The organism is Salmonella sp. SJTUF15570 (assembly GCF_043357055.1).
In the GTDB taxonomy this organism is placed as follows: Bacteria; Pseudomonadota; Gammaproteobacteria; order Enterobacterales; family Enterobacteriaceae; genus Salmonella; species Salmonella enterica.
Map to the genome: position 1 here is coordinate 506,185 of NZ_JBEUKJ010000002.1, position 19,539 is coordinate 525,723.

17 protein-coding genes and 2 pseudogenes are annotated in these 19,539 nt (G+C 44.1%); 18 read left to right on the top strand and 1 reads right to left on the bottom strand.

Annotated features, from left to right (window positions below; all coding sequences use genetic code 11):
* The first annotated feature begins 286 nt into the window (after window positions 1–286).
* Both ABVN44_RS06025 and phrB read left to right on the top strand, forming a co-directional pair.
* Window positions 287–493 (top strand): YbfA family protein, encoded by a 207-nt coding sequence (locus ABVN44_RS06025; RefSeq protein WP_000401437.1) that lies wholly within the window; start codon window positions 287–289, stop codon window positions 491–493.
* A gap of 110 nt (window positions 494–603) precedes the next feature.
* The gene (gene phrB / locus ABVN44_RS06030; protein ID WP_001142011.1) at window positions 604–2,025 is read left to right on the top strand and encodes a deoxyribodipyrimidine photo-lyase; all 1,422 of its coding nucleotides are present in this window, start codon (window positions 604–606) and stop codon (window positions 2,023–2,025) included.
* Between the two features lie 38 nt (window positions 2,026–2,063).
* On the opposite strand, the gene ABVN44_RS06035 is transcribed toward phrB, so the two are convergent.
* The gene (locus tag ABVN44_RS06035; protein ID WP_023231360.1) at window positions 2,064–3,545 is read right to left on the bottom strand and encodes an MFS transporter; all 1,482 of its coding nucleotides are present in this window, start codon (window positions 3,543–3,545) and stop codon (window positions 2,064–2,066) included.
* 328 nt (window positions 3,546–3,873) lie between these two features.
* Between ABVN44_RS06035 and ybgI the strand changes: the two genes are divergently transcribed.
* From ybgI to ABVN44_RS06115, 16 genes and pseudogenes are all read left to right on the top strand, one after another.
* Window positions 3,874–4,617, top strand: coding sequence for a radiation resistance protein YbgI (ybgI, locus tag ABVN44_RS06040; protein ID WP_000798855.1), 744 nt, complete (start codon window positions 3,874–3,876; stop codon window positions 4,615–4,617).
* Window positions 4,618–4,632: 15 nt separating this feature from the next.
* Entirely contained in the window at window positions 4,633–5,289 is a 657-nt protein-coding gene (gene pxpB, locus ABVN44_RS06045) for a 5-oxoprolinase subunit PxpB (RefSeq protein ID WP_001188371.1), read from the top strand.
* Window positions 5,283–6,215 (top strand): 5-oxoprolinase subunit PxpC, encoded by a 933-nt coding sequence (gene pxpC, locus ABVN44_RS06050; RefSeq protein ID WP_023231359.1) that lies wholly within the window; start codon window positions 5,283–5,285, stop codon window positions 6,213–6,215. Before pxpB ends, pxpC begins: the two co-directional genes overlap by 7 nt.
* Window positions 6,205–6,939 carry a 5-oxoprolinase subunit PxpA gene (gene pxpA / locus ABVN44_RS06055; protein ID WP_001017922.1) on the top strand — a complete coding sequence of 245 codons (735 nt, stop codon included), beginning with the start codon at window positions 6,205–6,207 and terminating at the stop codon, window positions 6,937–6,939. The genes pxpC and pxpA overlap by 11 nt, the downstream gene beginning before the upstream one ends.
* Before the next feature lie 323 nt (window positions 6,940–7,262).
* Window positions 7,263–7,394, top strand: coding sequence for a hypothetical protein (locus ABVN44_RS06060; RefSeq protein ID WP_001521652.1), 132 nt, complete (start codon window positions 7,263–7,265; stop codon window positions 7,392–7,394).
* Between the two features lie 59 nt (window positions 7,395–7,453).
* Window positions 7,454–8,020 carry a tyrosine-type DNA invertase gene (locus tag ABVN44_RS06065; protein WP_000824704.1) on the top strand — a complete coding sequence of 189 codons (567 nt, stop codon included), beginning with the start codon at window positions 7,454–7,456 and terminating at the stop codon, window positions 8,018–8,020.
* A gap of 459 nt (window positions 8,021–8,479) precedes the next feature.
* A complete protein-coding gene (locus ABVN44_RS06070; RefSeq protein ID WP_001182680.1) occupies window positions 8,480–8,815 on the top strand; it encodes a hypothetical protein in 336 nt (111 codons plus the stop codon).
* A gap of 1 nt (window position 8,816) precedes the next feature.
* Window positions 8,817–9,557 carry a hypothetical protein gene (locus tag ABVN44_RS06075; RefSeq protein WP_001194237.1) on the top strand — a complete coding sequence of 247 codons (741 nt, stop codon included), beginning with the start codon at window positions 8,817–8,819 and terminating at the stop codon, window positions 9,555–9,557.
* Window positions 9,558–9,842: 285 nt separating this feature from the next.
* Window positions 9,843–10,994 carry a UDP-galactopyranose mutase gene (gene glf, locus ABVN44_RS06080; RefSeq protein ID WP_023231358.1) on the top strand — a complete coding sequence of 384 codons (1,152 nt, stop codon included), beginning with the start codon at window positions 9,843–9,845 and terminating at the stop codon, window positions 10,992–10,994.
* Window positions 10,991–11,887 (top strand): glycosyltransferase, encoded by an 897-nt coding sequence (locus ABVN44_RS06085; protein WP_165381675.1) that lies wholly within the window; start codon window positions 10,991–10,993, stop codon window positions 11,885–11,887. The genes glf and ABVN44_RS06085 overlap by 4 nt, the downstream gene beginning before the upstream one ends.
* A gap of 12 nt (window positions 11,888–11,899) precedes the next feature.
* Window positions 11,900–13,033: a glycosyltransferase family 4 protein gene (locus ABVN44_RS06090; RefSeq protein ID WP_000824901.1), complete on the top strand. Its 1,134-nt coding sequence runs from the start codon at window positions 11,900–11,902 to the stop codon at window positions 13,031–13,033.
* 128 nt (window positions 13,034–13,161) lie between these two features.
* Window positions 13,162–13,932: an ABC transporter permease gene (locus ABVN44_RS06095; protein WP_000998822.1), complete on the top strand. Its 771-nt coding sequence runs from the start codon at window positions 13,162–13,164 to the stop codon at window positions 13,930–13,932.
* Window positions 13,933–13,935: 3 nt separating this feature from the next.
* Window positions 13,936–14,647: pseudogene (locus ABVN44_RS06100) on the top strand (ABC transporter ATP-binding protein).
* Window positions 14,648–14,740: 93 nt separating this feature from the next.
* Complete coding sequence (locus tag ABVN44_RS06105) at window positions 14,741–16,519, top strand: glycosyltransferase (RefSeq protein WP_000273746.1); 1,779 nt, start codon at window positions 14,741–14,743, stop codon at window positions 16,517–16,519.
* Between the two features lie 192 nt (window positions 16,520–16,711).
* A pseudogene (locus tag ABVN44_RS06110) lies at window positions 16,712–17,544 on the top strand (glycosyltransferase family A protein).
* Window positions 17,545–17,601: 57 nt separating this feature from the next.
* Complete coding sequence (locus ABVN44_RS06115; protein WP_077248408.1) at window positions 17,602–19,497, top strand: glycosyl transferase; 1,896 nt, start codon at window positions 17,602–17,604, stop codon at window positions 19,495–19,497.
* Window positions 19,498–19,539: the final 42 nt, after the last annotated feature.

Consider the following 19,539-nt stretch of genomic DNA (forward strand, 5'->3'; position numbering starts at 1 on the left):
CTGCAAAGATTTCGCAAAAATTGGCGGGCGGAGTGTAAAAAAAGTATAAAAATGGCAAAGACCATTATTTAACTAATGGTTAGTATTAATTTAACCTTTTTGTAACTAATTTACGCTTTGAATGTAAATCTGCTGGAAAAGCGTGAAAATAAGTGGTCGGATGAGTAGTAAAATTACACCGAAAGCGGTACTATTTTAATCAGGTAACGAGGTTCAATTTTTCGGTGCTATTCACCGATTCAATCTATACCGGGGCGGGTAGCGTCGGTATAAAGGGGGGAAACGTATGGAACACTATAAAGACTATCCGGCGCATGTCATTTTTGTCCGTCGTGCTTTCGCGGTGATCGCAGGCGTGCTGGCGCTGCCGGTGATGCTCTTCTGGAAAGACCGCGCGCGTTTTTATAGTTATCTGCACCGTGTCTGGTCGAAAACCAGTGATAAACCGGTATGGATGGCGCAGGCTGAAAAAGCCACCTGCGACTTTTATTAATCGCGACCAGCCTGAAAAACCGTCAGCTGCCACGCTGGCGGTTTTTTTATGCGCCAGGGTCTACACTGTTTAACGCTATTCGCCGTGACGTTTCATCTTTCAGGAGTTGTATGCCCACCCATTTAGTCTGGTTCAGGCGCGATCTGCGTTTACAGGATAACCTTGCGCTGGCCGCCGCCTGCCGCGATGCATCCGCGCGGGTGCTGGCGCTTTATATTTCCACCCCCGCGCAGTGGCAGGCCCATGATATGGCGCCGCGGCAGGCGGCATTCATCAGCGCGCAGCTCAATGCGCTACAGGCGGCCCTTGCAGAGAAAGGCATTCCGCTGCTGTTTCATGAAGTGGCGGATTTTAACGCCAGTATTGAAACGGTCAAAAACGTTTGCCGACAGCATGACGTCAGCCATCTGTTTTATAACTATCAGTATGAGTTTAACGAGCGTCAGCGTGATGCGGCGGTGGAAAAAACGCTGCCCTCTGTCATCTGCGAAGGCTTTGACGATAGCGTGATTCTGGCGCCCGGCGCGGTGATGACCGGCAATCATGAAATGTATAAAGTTTTTACGCCGTTTAAAAATGCCTGGTTGAAACGGCTAAAAGAGGATATTCCGCCATGCGTTCCGGCCCCGAAGATCCGGGTGAGCGGCGCGCTTTCTACACCCTTAACGCCAGTCTCGCTTAACTACCCGCAACAGGCGTTTGACGCCGCGCTTTTCCCGGTGGAAGAAAACGCGGTCATCGCGCAGCTACGTCAGTTTTGCGCGCAGGGCGCAGACGGGTATGAGTCACGGCGGGATTTCCCTGCGGTCGACGGCACCAGTCGGCTTTCCGCCAGCCTGGCGACGGGTGGCCTGTCGCCGCGACAGTGCCTGCACCGATTACTGGCGGAGCAGCCGCAGGCGCTGGACGGCGGACCGGGAAGCGTCTGGTTGAATGAACTCATCTGGCGGGAGTTTTACCGTCATTTAATGACCTGGTATCCGGCATTATGCAAACACCAGCCGTTTATCCGCTGGACAAAACGCGTCGCGTGGCAGGAAAACCCGCACTATTTTCAGGCATGGCAGAAAGGCGAAACCGGTTATCCCATTGTCGATGCGGCGATGCGCCAGCTTAACGCGACGGGCTGGATGCATAACCGTTTACGCATGATTACCGCCAGCTTTCTGGTAAAAGATCTGTTGATTGACTGGCGGTTGGGGGAGCGCTATTTCATGTCGCAGCTTATTGACGGCGATCTTGCCGCCAATAATGGCGGCTGGCAGTGGGCCGCCTCAACCGGTACTGACGCCGCGCCTTATTTTCGTATTTTTAATCCCACGACTCAGGGAGAGAGGTTCGATCGCGACGGCGAATTTATCCGCCAGTGGCTACCGGCATTACGCGATATCCCTGGAAAAGCGATTCACGAGCCGTGGCGGTGGGCGGAAAAAGCGGGAGTCGTGCTTGATTATCCTCGGCCTATTGTGGAGCACAAACAGGCGAGAATCGCAACGCTTTCCGCCTATGAGGCGGCGAGAAAAGGGGCGTGATACAGGCCCGGTAGCGCAAACTACCGGGCATTCTGCTATCAGGATTCGACGGCCAGCGCGCGGCTTTTGAATTTGAAGGACTGATACAGCCAAATCAGCAGGACAACCCCTACGCAGGCTAACGCGCCCCAGGTGATCTGTTCAAAAACATCCACATAGGCGTTGATGGCGTAATTAACCGCGCCGCTGGCGTCGAAGGCGCTTTGCGAGGTCTGGTCAGCGATGACGCCTGCCAGATAGTTAGCTATCGCGCCGGACAGCAGCATATAAATTCCGGTTAATACGCCGGTGACGCCGGGGATATCAATGCGCGTAATTTGCGACATGGCGACCGGGTCGATAAACAGCTCGGCAAAGCCCATCACCGCCAGTCCCAGCACCATTAGCGGCATTGAAGAGTGTCCGTAAGCGGCGGACCAGCGTGCGCTCAGGGTCAGAATACAGAATCCGGCGCTCATCAGACCGAGACCCAGCGCGAATTTGCCCCAGATACGCACGGTGCGATTACCGCTTACGCTCTCTTTAACCAGCCAGGCCAGGACGACCCCACACAGCATCACGGCAAAGGCGTTCACCGACTGGAACATGGCGGTAGGAACGGAATAGCCCAGAATATTGCGGTTCACAAAGCGGTCGATATACAGGCTGATAGAACTGCCGCCCTGCTGGGCAAACGCCCAGAACAGCATACTGAACAGGGTCAGGGTGACAATCAGCCCCAGTTCTTTGCGTTGTTTGGCCGTTTGCGCCTGGCGATAAATTTTTGCCAGCACGACCAGGCCGATCGCGGTCGCCACGATTAAGGCATAGACAGACCATTCTTTCCAGAACAGAACGGTAATCAGCAACGGCGCCGCTACCAGCAGAATTAACAGCCAGCCCCAGTTCGGCAGCAGGTAGTTTCTGGCGCACAACACGGCTTTATTCACGCCGGTAGTGTGGGTGAAATGACGATTTCCACACAGGAAGATCACTAACCCTGCCAGCATACCAATGGCGGCGAGCGCAAAGCCCATCGCCCAACTGTACTCCTCTTGCACATAGCCGCAGGCGATAGGCGCCACGATCGAACCAATATTACCCGCTGCGTAAAGCAGCGAGAACCCGCCATCGCGGCGCGGATCTTCCGGCTGGTACAGTTCGCCCAGCAGGCAGCTAATATTCGATTTAAACAGGCCGTAGCCGCAGACAATGATCGCCAGCGACAGATAAAGGAATGTCGGCGCGATCTCACTGGCGCCCAGCACTAAATGACCTATAGCCATTAAAAATGCGCCCAGCATGACTGCCATTCGGTTGCCAAGCACCTTATCCGCCAGATAGCCGCCAAGAATCGGCGTTACGTAGACCAGTGAACAATAAGCGCTGAATAACTCATAGGCGTGGTTATCGTCGTATTTTAGCTGATTGGTGAGATAAAGAATCAGTAGGGCGCGCATACCATAAAAGCTGAAGTACTCCCAAATTTGCAGGGCGACAACGTAGTAAATAGCGCGGGGTTGAGATGCTTGTTTATTCATCGTATTTCCGGGATAGAGACGCTGCGGCAAGAAAGCGGCATTCTCAGATAATGCCTTTCTTTGTGGGCTTATTAAGCCTGCCGTATCGCCGTGTTTCCTTAAAGTTACCAACATGATACAGAACTGATTTTTTCTGCAATATGCGTTCTGATTGCATAAATATACATGAAACCGATCGTGTTTTGCTAAGTAATTTGCGCCAAACCCGGGGGTGATTGTTTCTTGATGTGTCAAACAAATGTTTATCGACGAACGGCCAACGGGAGGCTATGTTAACGGAGACTGAACCCGTAACGGGAAAGTAGAACGTGGGTTAAAGGGAGCGATGATGAAAAACACCGAGCTGGAACAACTGATTAACGACAAGCTGAACAGTGCGGCAATAAGCGATTATGCGCCGAATGGTTTACAGGTCGAAGGAAAAGAGACGGTACAGAAAATCGTTACCGGCGTGACCGCAAGTCAGGCGCTGCTCGATGAGGCGGTGCGTTTGCAGGCCGATGCGGTCATTGTTCATCATGGTTACTTCTGGAAAGGCGAGTCTCCGGTTATTCGCGGGATGAGACGCCGTCGCTTAAAAACGTTACTGGCAAATGATATTAACCTTTACGGTTGGCATCTGCCGCTGGATGCGCATCCTGAGCTGGGCAACAATGCGCAGTTGGCGGCGCTATTGGGCATTACCGTGAAAGGAGAAATTGAGCCGCTGGTGCCGTGGGGAGAACTCTCAATGCCGGTGCCGGGGCTGGAACTGGCCTCATGGATTGAAGCGCGTCTGGGGCGTAAACCGCTATGGTGCGGCGATACCGGGCCAGAGAATGTGCAGCGTGTCGCCTGGTGTACCGGCGGCGGGCAAAGTTTTATTGATAGCGCCGCCCGCTTCGGCGTGGATGCTTTCATTACCGGCGAGGTGTCTGAACAGACCATTCATTCCGCGCGCGAACAGGGGCTGCATTTTTATGCCGCCGGGCACCATGCCACTGAACGCGGCGGTATTCGCGCCCTGAGCGAATGGTTGAACGAAAACACGGCGTTGGATGTGACGTTTATTGATATCCCTAACCCGGCATAACTGAGAGGTAATAAAGTGCAGCGAGCGCGTTGTTATCTGTTAGGCGAAACGGCAGTCGTCCTGGAACTTGAACCGCCGATTACGCTGGCGAGCCAGAAACGCATCTGGCGTCTGACGCAGCGTCTGGTCGATATGCCGAACGTGGTGGAAGCCATTCCCGGGATGAACAATATCACCGTGATCTTGCGGGAACCGCAAACCCTGGCGCTGGATGCGATTGAGCGTCTGCAGCGCTGGTGGGAAGAGAGCGAGGCGCTGGAGCCGGACTCGCGTTCGGTTGAGATCCCGGTGATCTATGGCGGCGCAGGCGGGCCGGATCTGGCGGCGGTGGCACGGCACAGCGGTTTGAGTGAAAAGCAGGTCGTGGAGCTACATGCCTCCGTTGAGTATGTCGTCTGGTTTTTAGGCTTTCAGCCTGGCTTTCCCTATCTTGGGAATTTACCAGAACCGCTCCATATGCCCAGACGTGCGGAGCCGCGCCTGCAGGTTCCGGCCGGTTCTGTCGGCATCGGCGGCGCGCAGACGGGTATTTATCCATTATCCACGCCGGGCGGCTGGCAGCTGATCGGCCTCACGCCGTTGAAGTTATTCGATCCGATGCGGGAGCCTCCGGTTCTGCTACGCCCTGGCGATAGCGTACGCTTTGTGCCGCAAAAGGAGGGAATATGCTGAATATTATTCGCGCGGGGATTTATACCTCCGTGCAGGATAGCGGGCGTCACGGCTTTCGTCAGTCGGGGCTGAGTCACTGCGGTGCGCTGGATAAACCCGCCTTTCAGACCGCTAATCTCCTGGTCGGGAACGATGCGAATGCCCCGGCGCTGGAAATCACTCTCGGTCAACTGGTTGTCGAATTTGAAAATGAGACCTGGTTCGCTCTTACCGGCGCAGGCTGCGAAGCGCTGTTGGATGATCAACCGGTCTGGACAGGCTGGCGATTGCCGGTAAAAGCGGGCCAACGTCTTACGCTGCATCGACCGCTTCACGGGATGCGTAGCTATCTGGCGGTGGCGGGCGGTATTGCTGTGCCGGAGGTGATGGGATCGTGTAGTACCGATCTGAAGTCCGGTATCGGTGGGCTGGAAGGACGGCTGCTAAAAGATGGCGATCGGCTGGCGACGGGTAAACCATCGCGACAGTTTAGCGGGCCGCAGGGCGTGAAGCAGTTACTGTGGGGGAATCGCATCCGTGCGCTACCGGGGCCGGAATACCGTGAGTTCGATCGCGCCTCGCAAGAAGCGTTCTGGCGTTCGCCGTGGCAGCTCAGTCCGCAAAGTAATCGCATGGGCTATCGTTTGCAGGGACAATCGTTAACGCGGACAACGGATCGCGAACTGCTGTCGCACGGTTTGCTGCCCGGTGTCGTGCAGGTGCCTTACAACGGCCAACCTATTGTGCTAATGAATGATGCCCAGACAACTGGCGGCTATCCGCGCATTGCCTGCATCATCGAGGCAGATATGTACCATCTGGCGCAGATCCCGCTAGGACAACCGATCCATTTTGTGCAATGTTCGCTGGAAGAGGCGCTCAACGCGCGCCATGAGCGTCAGCGCTATCTGGAACAGCTTACCTGGCGGCTTCAGCATGAACATTGATTTAAATGCGGATGTGGGCGAAGGTTGCGCCAGCGACAGCGAATTATTAACGCTGGTCTCCTCCGCCAATATCGCCTGTGGTTTTCACGCCGGTGATGCGCAAACCATGCTGACCTGTGTGCGCGAGGCGCTGAAAAACGGCGTGGCAATCGGCGCGCATCCCAGCTTTCCGGATCGGGATAATTTTGGGCGGACGGCGATGGTTTTGCCGCCGGAAACGGTATACGCCCAGACGCTGTACCAAATCGGCGCGCTGGGGGCGATTGTTCAGGCGCAAGGCGGCGTGATGCGCCATGTCAAACCGCACGGTATGCTCTATAACCAGGCGGCGAAAGATCCTCATCTGGCACAGGCGATTGCGAAAGCGGTACACGACTATGATCCGTCACTGATACTGGTTGGACTGGCGGGAAGTGAGCTGATCCGGGCCGGTGAGCGCCATCGCCTGGTGACGCGGCAGGAGGTGTTTGCCGATCGCGGCTATCAGGCCGACGGTAGCCTGGTGCCGCGCATGCAACCTGGCGCGCTGATTCACGACGAAGAGCAGGCGCTGGCGCAAACGCTGGATATGGTACAAGCCGGGAGAGTGAAAAGCGTTACTGGCGTGTGGACGACTGTCACGGCGCAAACGGTGTGCATTCATGGCGACGGCGAGTATGCGCTTGCATTCGCTCGCAGGTTACGCGCCGCGTTCAATGCGCGTAATATACACGTTATTGCCTGAGAGCCAGACGATTGAAGCTATTATATTACGGCTGCTAAAAATTATCGTGTTCTGTTCTCTTAATGTCAGGAAGAGGGATTTATTCAATACTATATAAATCCCCTTATAATATATTATTTTAAAAATAACCAAGTGATGCTGTAATAGCCAGTATGATGAGCTTATTGCTGTTAGCAGCAGAGTTTTTGAAAATCATTATGATATTGTTAGCTATCGCCATCTAATCAAACCTCCGGGGCGGGTAAACTACCTGACTCTTTATTACCCCTTTCTGATTGATTTACCTCACGATAGCCTCATTTTTAGCATTTATATTCCTCATCATGACGACTTATCAGGAGATTGAAGCCAGATTGATTCGCTGTTTCACTATCACGTCATGGATAGCGTGCCAGATTGCCAGCTATATGGATTTTAAGCTGTTTACGCATAGCAACTTTTTTAGCGAAAATTAAACTCATCTGATCAGTGATTTTTTAGTATATTACTCATTTTGTTATGATGGATTTGTTTTGTGAAAAGAAAATATCTTACGCAAGAAGAGATTGAAAAACTGCTGTCAGCGACCGACAGAATGCCCTTCCCGGAAAGAAACCGCTGCTTAATCCTGATGGCGTTTATTCACGGCTTCCGGGCCAGTGAGCTGCTGGGGCTGCGCTTGTCGGATATTGATCTTGCAGGAAGACAGCTTTATATCCGGCGCCTCAAAAATGGCTTTTCAACGTGTCACCCCCTCCTTCCCGATGAGTATAACGTACTGAAAAGCTGGCTCAGGGCCAGGAAGTATCTTGAGAAAGGGGCTGACGGAGACTGGCTGTTCCTGTCGCTACGACGGCATCCGCTCAGCAGGCAACAATTTTTTTACATACTTCGTGAGGCAGGGCGGTTGGCCGAATTAACGATAGCGCCACATCCTCATATGCTGCGACATGCCTGCGGCTACGCCCTTGCTGATAAAGGGATTGATACACGACTCATACAGGACTATCTGGGGCACAGGAATATCCAGCACACCGTAAGATACACCGCAAGTAACGCCGGGCGTTTTCATGGAATATGGCGAAAAAAACGTCGAGTATAACCGTACGTTCTGATTCAAAAAGTTAAGTCCGCTTCGCGCTTTCATCATCCTCTCAGATTTACCCCTTCCACACAAGAGTCATGCAATCGTAATCTCTTGCTTATTAAGGAGTTATCCATATAACAATAAAAAAACTAAGGGAAAATTCACCTGGTCCAACCAGCACTATGCTGTATCCATTTTTGTCCTGCCTGCACAAAATGTTAATTTTAAGTGTTAAAAAAACGTATTAAATAATATTTAATGCTGATTAATTATCATATCAAAGAATTAAATCCTTTATTTTACTTTTTGAATCATATTGTTAAATCACAGAGAAATCTGTTCAGGGAAAGCTGATTTACATAATCAACATATAAATCAATAGATTACTGTGTTTTCTATTTGTCATTTTGTACTCCGCACAGGGCAGAATTACCCTGCGGCAGGAGCATGTACTACCAGGGGGACTGACGGCCTGTGCAGCCGAAAAGCAGAACCGGACAGGGTGTCAGAGTGCTGTGTTTAGATAGGGCCAGACGTCATTTTTCATACAGACATGGAATGGCTCCCGGTCCACGAAAGGGTGCGGACATGTTGTTTCCACAACACGAAGCTGCCGTTGCTGGCGCAGTGCCGGGTCGGCAATGGCCAGAGGAGAACAATCTGATGACGCAAGAATATGCGGAAATATCCACCGGAAGGGGGGGCACCAGTAAGTGCCGGTACAGTATGGGGGCGAAAATATTTTTGCTCCTGCTGGCGGTCTCCACCGTCGCAGCGTTGTTCAGCCTGTATCAGGTTCTGACGTACTGATATGCAGACGTTAACCAGAGTACTGCCGCCTCTCCGGCTGATTATGTTTTGTCAGTCAGGCGAAAATCCTGCGCAGTTTCCGGATACCGGTGGCCTTTGCGTGGAGGACTGCGTTCGTCTCAGGACACCAGAAGGGCTGCTGGATCGGTTGCGTCGGTGGCCCGGCGCGATGGTGATATCCGCCGGACGGCCATCAACCCAGCTTCTGCTGTGGCAACAGGTTTTTCAGCGTTATCCGCGGACAGTGGTTTTTTGCAGCAGTAACGCGTTTTTACCGGTTGACGTCAGCGTGGAAGGTTACTTCCGCCATCTGAGGCTGATTAAACGCGCCATGTCGGTAAGGGTTCTGGCTAGAATGGCTGAGCTTGCCATATGGTCATCACTACAGACATCGCCTTACGAGGAGGAGATGAAAAGCGCGTTGAGCGTGCCGGAGCTGGTGATGGAGATAAACAGCCGCACACTGGTCAGGTTACTGTCAGAGCGTCTGCCAAAACAGGGACGGCGGGTGCTGGGATTACTGTTGTCAGGCTGTAGCCCGGAAATGACGGCCCGTATGCTGGGAACCGGCGTGAGGCAGGTCTGGCTCGCGGAGCAGACGCTGAAACAACGCTGGGATATCCCGACAGGAGTACCGCTATCTGATGCGGTAAGAATAAGGATACCGGACGTCGGCCCGGACATCAGTCAACAGAGTGGGTTGGTAAAAACTGGGGCCGGTAACGCACCGGATTTATGCTGACAGCATATTTACATCATGCCGCGCGGTATTCAGACCCATAATGTTGCGTTCTGAATGAGTTATCTTCACAAAATAAATATGGCAATCATCGTTGTCCGGAAATACCGCATAACGTGTGACATTAATGAATCTGTAATCAGTGCGAGGGTTTACGCGCTGTGGCGGTAGCGTGGAATTATCTGGATGCGTTGAGTAAATTTCACTTTACCCTTCTGATATAAATGAAAATGGTTCTGGATAAACTATCTAATATTATCTGTGTCTGCGAACAGAGTGACAAAAATAATGCAACGTAAAAAGATACTAATTGTAGGTGCGGGCCTTTCAGGCGCAGTAATAGCACGCCAGTTAGCCGAGCAGGGACATGTAGTCAATATTATTGATCAACGTTCGCATATCGGTGGTAACGCTTATGATGCCCGAGATGAGCACACGGGTATTATGGTGCACGTTTATGGTCCTCATATTTTTCATACTGATAATGAAACTGTATGGAATTATGTAAATAAATACGCTGAGATGATGCCTTATATCAATAAGGTTAAGGCCACAGTAAATGGTCAGGTATTTTCTCTACCTATCAATCTTCATACCATCAATCAATTTTTTGGTGTCGCCTGCTCACCTGATGACGCCAGGAAATTACTGCTTCAAAAATGTGATAGCACCATTCTGGAACCACAAAATTTTGAGCAACAGGCCTTGCGTTTCATTGGCGAAGAGTTATATGAAGCCTTTTTTAAAGGTTATACCATTAAACAATGGGGGCTTCATCCTTCCGCGTTACCCGCTTCTGTATTGAAACGTATCCCTGTTCGCTTTAATTATGATGATAACTATTTCAATCATAAGTTTCAGGGAATACCAAAATTTGGTTATACACAAATGGTCAAGTCCATTGTCGAACACGAAAATATCGCTGTTGAACTATGTCGCTCCTTCACTCAGGAAATGCGGACAAATTATGATCATGTTTTTTTCAGTGGCGCGCTGGATGCCTTTTACTCCTGTCAATATGGCCGACTGGAATATCGTACATTAGACTTTAAAAAAATAATTTGCCAGAGTGATTATCAAGGATGCGCAGTAATGAATTATTGTTCAATAGATACACCTTATACTCGGATTACTGAGCACAAATATTTTTCTCCGTGGGAGAGACATGAAGCTTCAATATGTTATCAAGAATATAGTCGGGAATGTGAAGCTGGTGATATACCCTACTATCCTGTTCGCAGGGCAGATAAAATGGATTTACTGAATAAATATCTGTCGCGGGCTAAAAAAGAAAAAAATATTACTTTCATTGGTCGTCTTGGCACTTATCGTTATCTCGATATGGACATCACGATAGCTGAAGCATTACAGACGGCGGACGTATACTTAACGTCGCTATATGAACAAAAAGAAATGCCAGCTTTTACAGTTACCGTTTGATGAAGTGTACAGCGCTAATCGTAACTTTTAACCGTCTTGAAAAATTAAAAAAAAGTGTGCGAGAGACTGTTAAGGCGGGTTTTTCCTCTATTGTTATCGTTAATAATGGCTCAAGCGACGGTACAAGGGAATGGCTTTCTTCATTAAGTGAACCTGGCATCACGATACTTAATCTTAAAGATAATCTTGGTGGTGCTGGCGGATTTAAAGTAGGTAGTCAATATATATGCTCATATAGTAATGCCGATTGGGTATTTTTCTATGATGATGATGCTTACCCGGAAATTAATATTTTAAAGCATTTCTCGTTATTAGATACCTCAAGATACCGTATATTTGTGTCGCGAGTTCAGGACACCTATGGGCGGTCTTGTCGGATGAATTTGCCTTTCATTAGGGTCCCATCTACGGTGTTTGAGACTATTTATTATGCGATGCGCCCAGAGAGGTATTCTCCAGTAAGAACTCAGGTTACTGATGTTCAAACTGTGTCATTCGTTGGTATGATTATTGATCGAAAGGTATTGAATAACCATCTTAACGATATCCATGATGAACTTTTCCTTTATTATGATGATTTTTTCTTTGGTTATAAGCTAGTATTGTCCGGGCAGAAAATTCGTTACTCCCCAGAAATTAAATTTATTCATGATATCTCTATTCATGGAAGGTGTATCTGCCCCGAATGGAAAGTATATTATCTTTGTAGAAATTTGTTGCTGCTGAGAAAACTTTTACCCGTTCCCAGGATATTCAGTGTTCTTTCTATAGTATTACGCCTCTCTAAATATCTCGCCATATTACCATGGCAGCGTAAGAAATTTCGTTATCTATATTTTATCTGGCAGGGAATACTTCATGGACTTAAAGGTATTAGTGGGAAATATCATTAGCAGGACGAAGAGATGAAAAGGTTATGTTATTTTGTGAATTCAGACTGGTACTTTGATTTACACTGGACAGAACGTGCGATAGCGGCAAGGGATGCGGGTTATGAAATTCATATCATAAGTCATTTTATTGGTGAAGAGATTATAAAAAAATTCAAAACGCTTGGTTTTATTTGTCACAATGTGTCTCTTGTTGCTCAGTCATTTAATATGTTTGTTTTTTTTAGAGCATTCCTTAACGCTCGGAAAATTATTAAGGAGATTAATCCTGACTTATTGCATTGTATTACGCTCAAACCTTGCCTGATTGGTGGAGTTAGCGCCAGAAGAAGTAATAGTCCAGTTGTTATCAGCTTTGTCGGACTTGGTCGAATCTTTTTATATAATACCGTGCCAATGAGAATATTGCGTGCGTTAACCGTTTTGGTTTACAAATATATTGCCGGTAATAAGCGTGGTGTTTTTATTTTTGAACATGATAAAGATCGGCGAAAAATATCGCGTTTAGTAGGTATTGATTATCATAAAACTATCGTTATCGAAGGTGCTGGAATTAACCCGGATATTTATAAATTCTCTATAGAGAAAAAACATGAGATACCGATAGTCCTTTTTGCAAGCCGAATGTTATGGAGTAAAGGTCTTGGCGATCTCATTGAAGCAAAAAAGATCCTCAGACAAAAAAATATTCATTTTGTTTTAAATGTTGCAGGTATATTGGCCGAGGACGATAAAGATGCTATCCCTTTGGAGCTCATTCATCACTGGCATAATGAAGGACTAATTAACTGGCTGGGACGCTCTTCGAATGTATATGAGCTTATTCAGAAATCGAATATCGTTGCATTACCATCTATTTATCCGGAAGGAGTACCACGGCTTTTATTAGAGGCATCATCTGTAGGACGTGCATGTATTGCTTATGATACCGGCGGATGTGATAGCTTAATTATTCATAACTATAATGGGTTGATCGTGAAAAGTAATTCAGCTCAGGAGTTAGCGGTAGAATTAGAGTATTTGTTAAAAAATCCACAGATTCGCTTAGAGATGGGGGCGAATGGAAGAAAACGTGTAAAGGAATTGTTTTCCAGCATATTAGTCATTAATAAGACATTGCAAATTTATAAAGACACTATTGGTTGCTAACACCATAAAGTGCTTATGAAGTAGGTCAGTGTTTAGATAAATAGTATGTAAATATTATAGAAAATAAATAAGTTATATTTTCATATCGTTAAAGAATAAGTTCTTCAGGTAAAGGTGACACGGAAACAATGAATGATTTGAAAGAAGCTCTGGCCAGGCACCAACTTTGGATTTCGCTAGGTTGGAATGATGTCCTGGGACGATACCGGCGATCGGTGTTAGGGCCTTTTTGGATAACGATTTCGATGGGGGTCACCATATCAGCGATGGGACCTCTTTACGGTTCGCTGTTCAGTTCTGGTTCCGAAAATTTTATCATGCATCTTACTTTAGGTATGATCTTTTGGGCCTTTCTATCAGCAACTATTAATGAGTCATGCGGAATATTTAATGAGTCCGCATCAATTATTAAACAATCTGACCTTCCGCTATATTTATATATATTACGTGTTTTCTATCGGCAGTTTATGATTATGTTGCATAATTTTATCATTATACCTTTCGTGATTTTTTTTACCAATACATCGGTAAATCTTGATATTCTCCTTTTTATACCTGCAATTATAATAACATCCATCTCATTAATTTCTACAGGTATGATTCTCGCCATTTTTTGCACAAGATATCGTGATATGGGACCGGTTGTTCAAAGTGTGGTAACGTTGTGTTTTTTTATAACTCCCATCATTTGGACATCGGAACAATTACCAAAGGGAAGAAAGGAATTTGTTGATTATAATATTTTTTATTACTTTATGGAGATGCTCAGGAAACCATTAATGGGAACTGTACCAGATGTAACTATATGGTTTTACACAATAATAACCTCTATTATTATGTTGATGGTCTCAACCTTAGTGTTGACTAAATATCGCTCAAGAATCGTATACTGGTTATAATTAATGAAAATCTCTTGCAAAAACGTTGGCGTAATACTCCCTATATTTAACTCCAGCCACCGTTCATTTAAAAAAACTTTTCTACAGGCTGCTTCAGGTGGACGAATTGGCTCATCGAATACCGGGATTATTGAAGTAGAGGCATTAAAAAAAAATTGATTTTACGCTTACCGAAGGTAACCGTCTTGCGCTTATCGGACACAATGGTTCGGGCAAAACCACTCTTCTGAGAGTACTTGCAGGGGCCTATAAACCAACTTCAGGGAAGTATGAATGTATCGGTCGAGTCACCAGCCTCATTGATCCCATGATGGGAATGGATGGTGAGCTTACAGGCCTGGAAAATATAAAACTGAGGGGACTATTTCTCGGTCTGTCAAAAAATGAAATAAAAAATATTACAGAAGATGTCATCGAGTTCAGCGAGTTAGGTGATTTTATTAAAATCCCCGTTAGAACGTATTCTAGTGGTATGGTTCTGAGGCTTGGTTTTTCTATTTCTACTGCAATTAATCCTGAAATTTTACTGATGGATGAATGGATGAGCGTGGGTGATAGTGATTTTAAAAGAAAAGCAGAGATGAGATTAAATAGCTTTATCTCTAAAGCGGGCATTATGGTAATGGCCACTCACGATGATGAACTGGCTAAATCTGTATGTAATAAGTTCATCAGGCTTGAGCACGGTGAGATAGTTAGCAAAGGCGGATTTTAATATTCTTATTGCAGTATTTATATCACTACGCGGTGAGTAATTTACTATTTTATAATAGCGTTACCCCAGATAATATAAATTTATAGGTTCGTTATGTATTTTTTACTTCAAAAAGTAATTTTACCAAACATTGATCTATGCACGGAAGAGCAGCTTTATTTCAGAACTCAGGGCGGGAAGTATAACTATACCTCACGTAACTTACTTGTTCCGCGTCATAAGGTTGCATATTTTGATACTTTTTTTAATGCATTCTCAATTAAGAAATGGAAAAAATATACAACCTTAACATCACTTTTTTTGCGGGTTAATATAATTGGTCGCGGAACTATAACTGTAAGGCATAAAGAGAATGGTGTCATTAGAGTATTAAAGCAAATTGATTTTAACTCGTCATGTAATATTAGTGATGAGATTGAAATTGATATATCAAAAATAAATTTTGGATATATCTATGTGGAGTGGCAATCAGACGAAGACTCTGTTTTAAATGGATTTGAATTTCTGACTAAAGATCATGTTAGTAAATCATCTATGGCTTTAGTTATAACAACTTATAATAGAAAAGAAGCTGTTACTAAAACAATCAATAGAATTAATAAAACACTCTTAACCCAGAGCGAATTTAAAGATCGTTTTAAATTGATTGTCGTTAATAATGGTGAGGCGATTAATCACCCGTCAGGAAACGGCATTATGGTTATCAATAATGAAAACCTCGGTGGGTCAGGCGGGTTTATGAGAGGTTTGATAGAGGCAGGGAAAATCAACGATATCAAACATGTCATATTTATGGATGACGACGGCTCATGTGAAATTGAATCGATTTGTCGAACTCATGCTTTTTTACTGATGGCTAAAGACAAAAATACAGTTGTTACTGGCTGTATGCTTTTTGAAGATAACCCGGCAATCATACATGAATCTGGTGCCATATGGCATAGAGATTTTTTACATTACCCGGATAAACATTATCTGGATGCTCGGGAAATAGATTCTTTAGATACTTTTGATAATGAAAGAAAAATAGGCTACGGTGGATGGTGGTTTTTTGCCTTTAATATTAACGCTATTGAATATTACTCATTTCCTTTCTTTGTTCGTGGTGATGACCTGCTATTTGGATATATGCATAAAAAACATAATATTGTCACACTTAATGGTGTGGCTTCGTGGCAAATGGATTTTGAAAGAAAAATATCGGTTCTAAATAGCTATTTGAACTTCAGGACTGTTGCTGTACCTGCATTAATTAGTAAAAGAAAGTTTGCTGCACTACTGTTAAGTGTTTTCTTTGTGCGGGAAGTCTTTCTTGCGAGTTTTTCATGCCGCTATGAACTTGCCAGAGCAATGATTATGTCATATAACGATTGTCTTTCTGGACGGGAGTTTTGGGAAGATAATGTAGATCTTCTGGAGATAAGAAAAAGAATTAATGCAATAACTCATAATGAAAAATTCAATGTAGAAGGTATTGATATTGTTAATGGTTGTGTTGATTACCCATGTTCTGGTAAAGAAAAAGCCATCTACAAATTTTTTAGATGCATAACCCTTAATGGACACTTAATTCCAGCTTTCTTTTTAATTAAAAAACCAATCGTGGTTGATTATCGTCATTATCACCCTACTAAGTTTTCATTCCGGAGAATTACTATCTATCATTTAAATATAGAAAATGGCAAATTATTAAAACTTACCCACTCAAAAATGGAGTTTTTTAAAGTTATTATTAATGGTTTGTTTACGGCAGTCAAAAATTTTTATCGGTTTAAATCTGCAAAAAAAGAGATGAAAAATAGTTTGCCCTATCTTACCTCAAAGCTCTTTTGGTATAAAAAATTCAATAAAAAATCTGAAGATAAATATTAAACATGATGTAAGTGGTGTTGATGAGAATTATACCGATTTTTTAATTATATGACTATGATAATCTTAGGTATGGTTCTGTTGCTACACCTTATCTGGTGTCAGTCTAATAAAATATTATAATCCTTACCCAATGTCAGCATTCATTCATAGGGTGTTAATTTTTATATATACCGTAAAACGCGAAATCAGAATATGGAAAAGAGTCTTTTAGTTATTGTCCGACATAAACCTGGGCGTACTCGTCTATTAATGCGGGCCTTGCAATCCATTAATGACCAGACGTTCAAAAAAATAAATATCATCATTTTCTGCATGGAGGAAGAATTGAAATGTCACAATGTGGATGATTTTTATCTGAAAGAACTGTCAAATATATATAGTGTTATCTACGACGAAAACTGTATCTTTAATGCTATTAAGATGTCTGAATCTAATTATTTATGCTTTATGGATGATGACGATTCCTGGGCCCCTGAATATGTGTCAAGGCTACTCAGTGTTTTGGCGAATATACAGTCAACGTATTCATCTGTAAATGCAATAGCATGCCATACAAATAAAGTTGCTGAGATTGCGGAAAATAATAGAATAATTATAAATTCAACGCAACCATGGAACCACTATTTAAATGCTGGCCCTGTTAGTTTTGATGTTATTTATTACAGGAATTCTATTCCACTTTCCTCGTGTTTATTCGATAAAAATTCTGTTATCGATGTGATTGAAAGTCATAAATTATCCTCTCCTGCATTTTTCTGGCCTTTTTTATTCATTACCTGGCAGAAAATGATGTTTGGATCTTACCTGAAGCACTGGCATTTTATCATTTCAGAGAAAATGATGACTTTGAATTTGGCAATTATACTGTAATTAACAACGAGTTATTTGATATAGAATGCAAAATTGCAGAAAATAAAATGATGAGAAGTATTGATGACTCATCATTGCTCAATGTGTTACTTTCAAATATTGCTAACAATAGTCTTTTTCATAAAATCTCTTATATTGAAAATAAGATTAAATAAAATATGGATATGAACTTTAAAAAATACAAGACCGTAAGCTTTGATATCTTTGATACATTGGTTAGCCGGAGGATTTACCGTCCCAGAGATTTGTTTTCATTAATGCAATCAACTTTAGCAACTGAGAAATTTTTTATATCAGCGTACGAGATTGGTATTATTGATAATTTCCCAGAGATAAGAGTTCAGGCGGAAGTAAGTGCCAGAGAGAATAGGGTCAGGCGTTTTGGCGGTGAGCCGGAAATACTCATATCTGAAATATACGATGAAATTTTAAAAAAGCATCCGCAGCTTTCACCAGCGACAGTAAAAAAGATAATCGATCTGGAAATACAAATGGAGAAGATTGTTTTATATAAAAATGCGCGTGGAAGCTGTTTGTTTGAAAAGGCTATTAGTGATGGTTGCAAAGTCATTTTAATTAGTGATATGTACCTTCCATCAGTAATATTAAAGGAGTTGTTAACATCATGTGGCTATGATATCAGTAACATTCCAGTTTATTCATCTGGCGAAGAGCGGTACTCTAAAAATAGTGGTAAATTATTTTCAATAGTCAAGAAAAATGAAAATGTAGATATTGCATCGTGGATGCATGTTGGCGACAATGTTCATGCTGATATTCTGAATGCTAAAAAACTCGGCATAAATACTCTCCATGCTGATTGGTCAGAGTATAATCATGGGATATCTAATCATTGGAAAGCTAAAGATATTATTGGTGAATCTATTTGTAAGACTTTATTACTTAAACAAGTTTCTGCTTTCCATCAAAATGATCCTTTAAACGAGATAGGATTTAAAGTATTTGGTCCGTTATTATTAGGTTATGTATCCTGGTTAGCGAATCAGTTAAAGATTCATAAAATTGATAAAGCGCTTTTTTTAGCACGCGATGCTCACTTAATCTATAAAATTTATAATGAATACTTTTCAGAAGAACATGTAAAATGTGAATATTTATATATATCCCGCGCATCAGCTTATATGGTGGGGATGACTGATTGGCCGATGCACAGGATTTGGCATCTTTTTGGTGGTAAGAATAAGAAAAGTATTAAAAAGATACTTGCTATCGCGGGGTTAGATGCGAGTGAGCATATTTCAGATATACATCAAGTTGGTTTTCCTGACGAGGAGTATATTCCTGTTTCAGGAGAGGAACATAAGGTTCACTGGCTTATAAATAAATTATTTCCATATATTTTATTAAAAAATACTCAGCACAGGGAAGTTTACGCTGATTACTTTAAAACGGCCTGTGAAGGTTATAAAAATATAGCACTTATCGATGTAGGATGGATGGGTAATATTCAATCAGTATTTGCTCGTTCTTTAGGTGCGCAATGGGCAGAAAAACAAATACATGGGTTTTATTTGGCAACTTTTGCTGGCGCCAATGATAACCGATCTATTTATAATAAGATGTTTGGTTGGCTAACCAACTATGGCCATCCCCACGATAAGTGTGATCTTTTCTTATCAGGAGGGGTGGAAATAATGGAGTTCGCTATGGCTGATAATACTGGGTCAACAATTGGCTATAAAAAAACGGATAATGGAATAATTCCTGTACGTGAAGATAGCAGTGGTTCTGAAATTGAGTATTTAAAAAAAGCGGCAAGATTGCAATCAGGGATTATTTCTTTTTTTGAGTACGTCAAACCGCTCATACAAAAAGGAAATTATGCAGCACTTAGTAGTGTTGTATTGTCAGAACCTTTTTTTGAATTGATAGCCAGACCCTCAAGCGCTCAACTGGACGCCTTATCTTCCCTCACACATTCAGAGTCCGCGGGATCTAACGCAGAAAGAATCGTGCTAGCCAAGAAACTGCCTTTAAAGGATAAACTTTTTCCCGGAGAAAATTATATCAAAGAGTTGAATGCCAGTTATTGGAAAGAAGGCTTTAAAAGGATCAACAGAAAAAAATTTTGGGCAAAATATAACTAAGCGTCATTTAATTCCGGTAGGCAGACAATCATTATTGGGCGC

Coding starts and splice junctions, on each gene's coding strand:
- ABVN44_RS06025 (WP_000401437.1), top strand. CDS start 287: ATGGAACACTATAAAGACTATCCGGCGCATGTCATTTTTGTCCGTCGT.
- phrB (WP_001142011.1), top strand. CDS start 604: ATGCCCACCCATTTAGTCTGGTTCAGGCGCGATCTGCGTTTACAGGAT.
- ABVN44_RS06035 (WP_023231360.1), bottom strand. CDS start 3,545: ATGAATAAACAAGCATCTCAACCCCGCGCTATTTACTACGTTGTCGCC.
- ybgI (WP_000798855.1), top strand. CDS start 3,874: ATGAAAAACACCGAGCTGGAACAACTGATTAACGACAAGCTGAACAGT.
- pxpC (WP_023231359.1), top strand. CDS start 5,283: ATGCTGAATATTATTCGCGCGGGGATTTATACCTCCGTGCAGGATAGC.
- pxpA (WP_001017922.1), top strand. CDS start 6,205: ATGAACATTGATTTAAATGCGGATGTGGGCGAAGGTTGCGCCAGCGAC.
- ABVN44_RS06060 (WP_001521652.1), top strand. CDS start 7,263: ATGACGACTTATCAGGAGATTGAAGCCAGATTGATTCGCTGTTTCACT.
- ABVN44_RS06075 (WP_001194237.1), top strand. CDS start 8,817: ATGCAGACGTTAACCAGAGTACTGCCGCCTCTCCGGCTGATTATGTTT.
- glf (WP_023231358.1), top strand. CDS start 9,843: ATGCAACGTAAAAAGATACTAATTGTAGGTGCGGGCCTTTCAGGCGCA.
- ABVN44_RS06090 (WP_000824901.1), top strand. CDS start 11,900: ATGAAAAGGTTATGTTATTTTGTGAATTCAGACTGGTACTTTGATTTA.
- ABVN44_RS06095 (WP_000998822.1), top strand. CDS start 13,162: ATGAATGATTTGAAAGAAGCTCTGGCCAGGCACCAACTTTGGATTTCG.
- ABVN44_RS06105 (WP_000273746.1), top strand. CDS start 14,741: ATGTATTTTTTACTTCAAAAAGTAATTTTACCAAACATTGATCTATGC.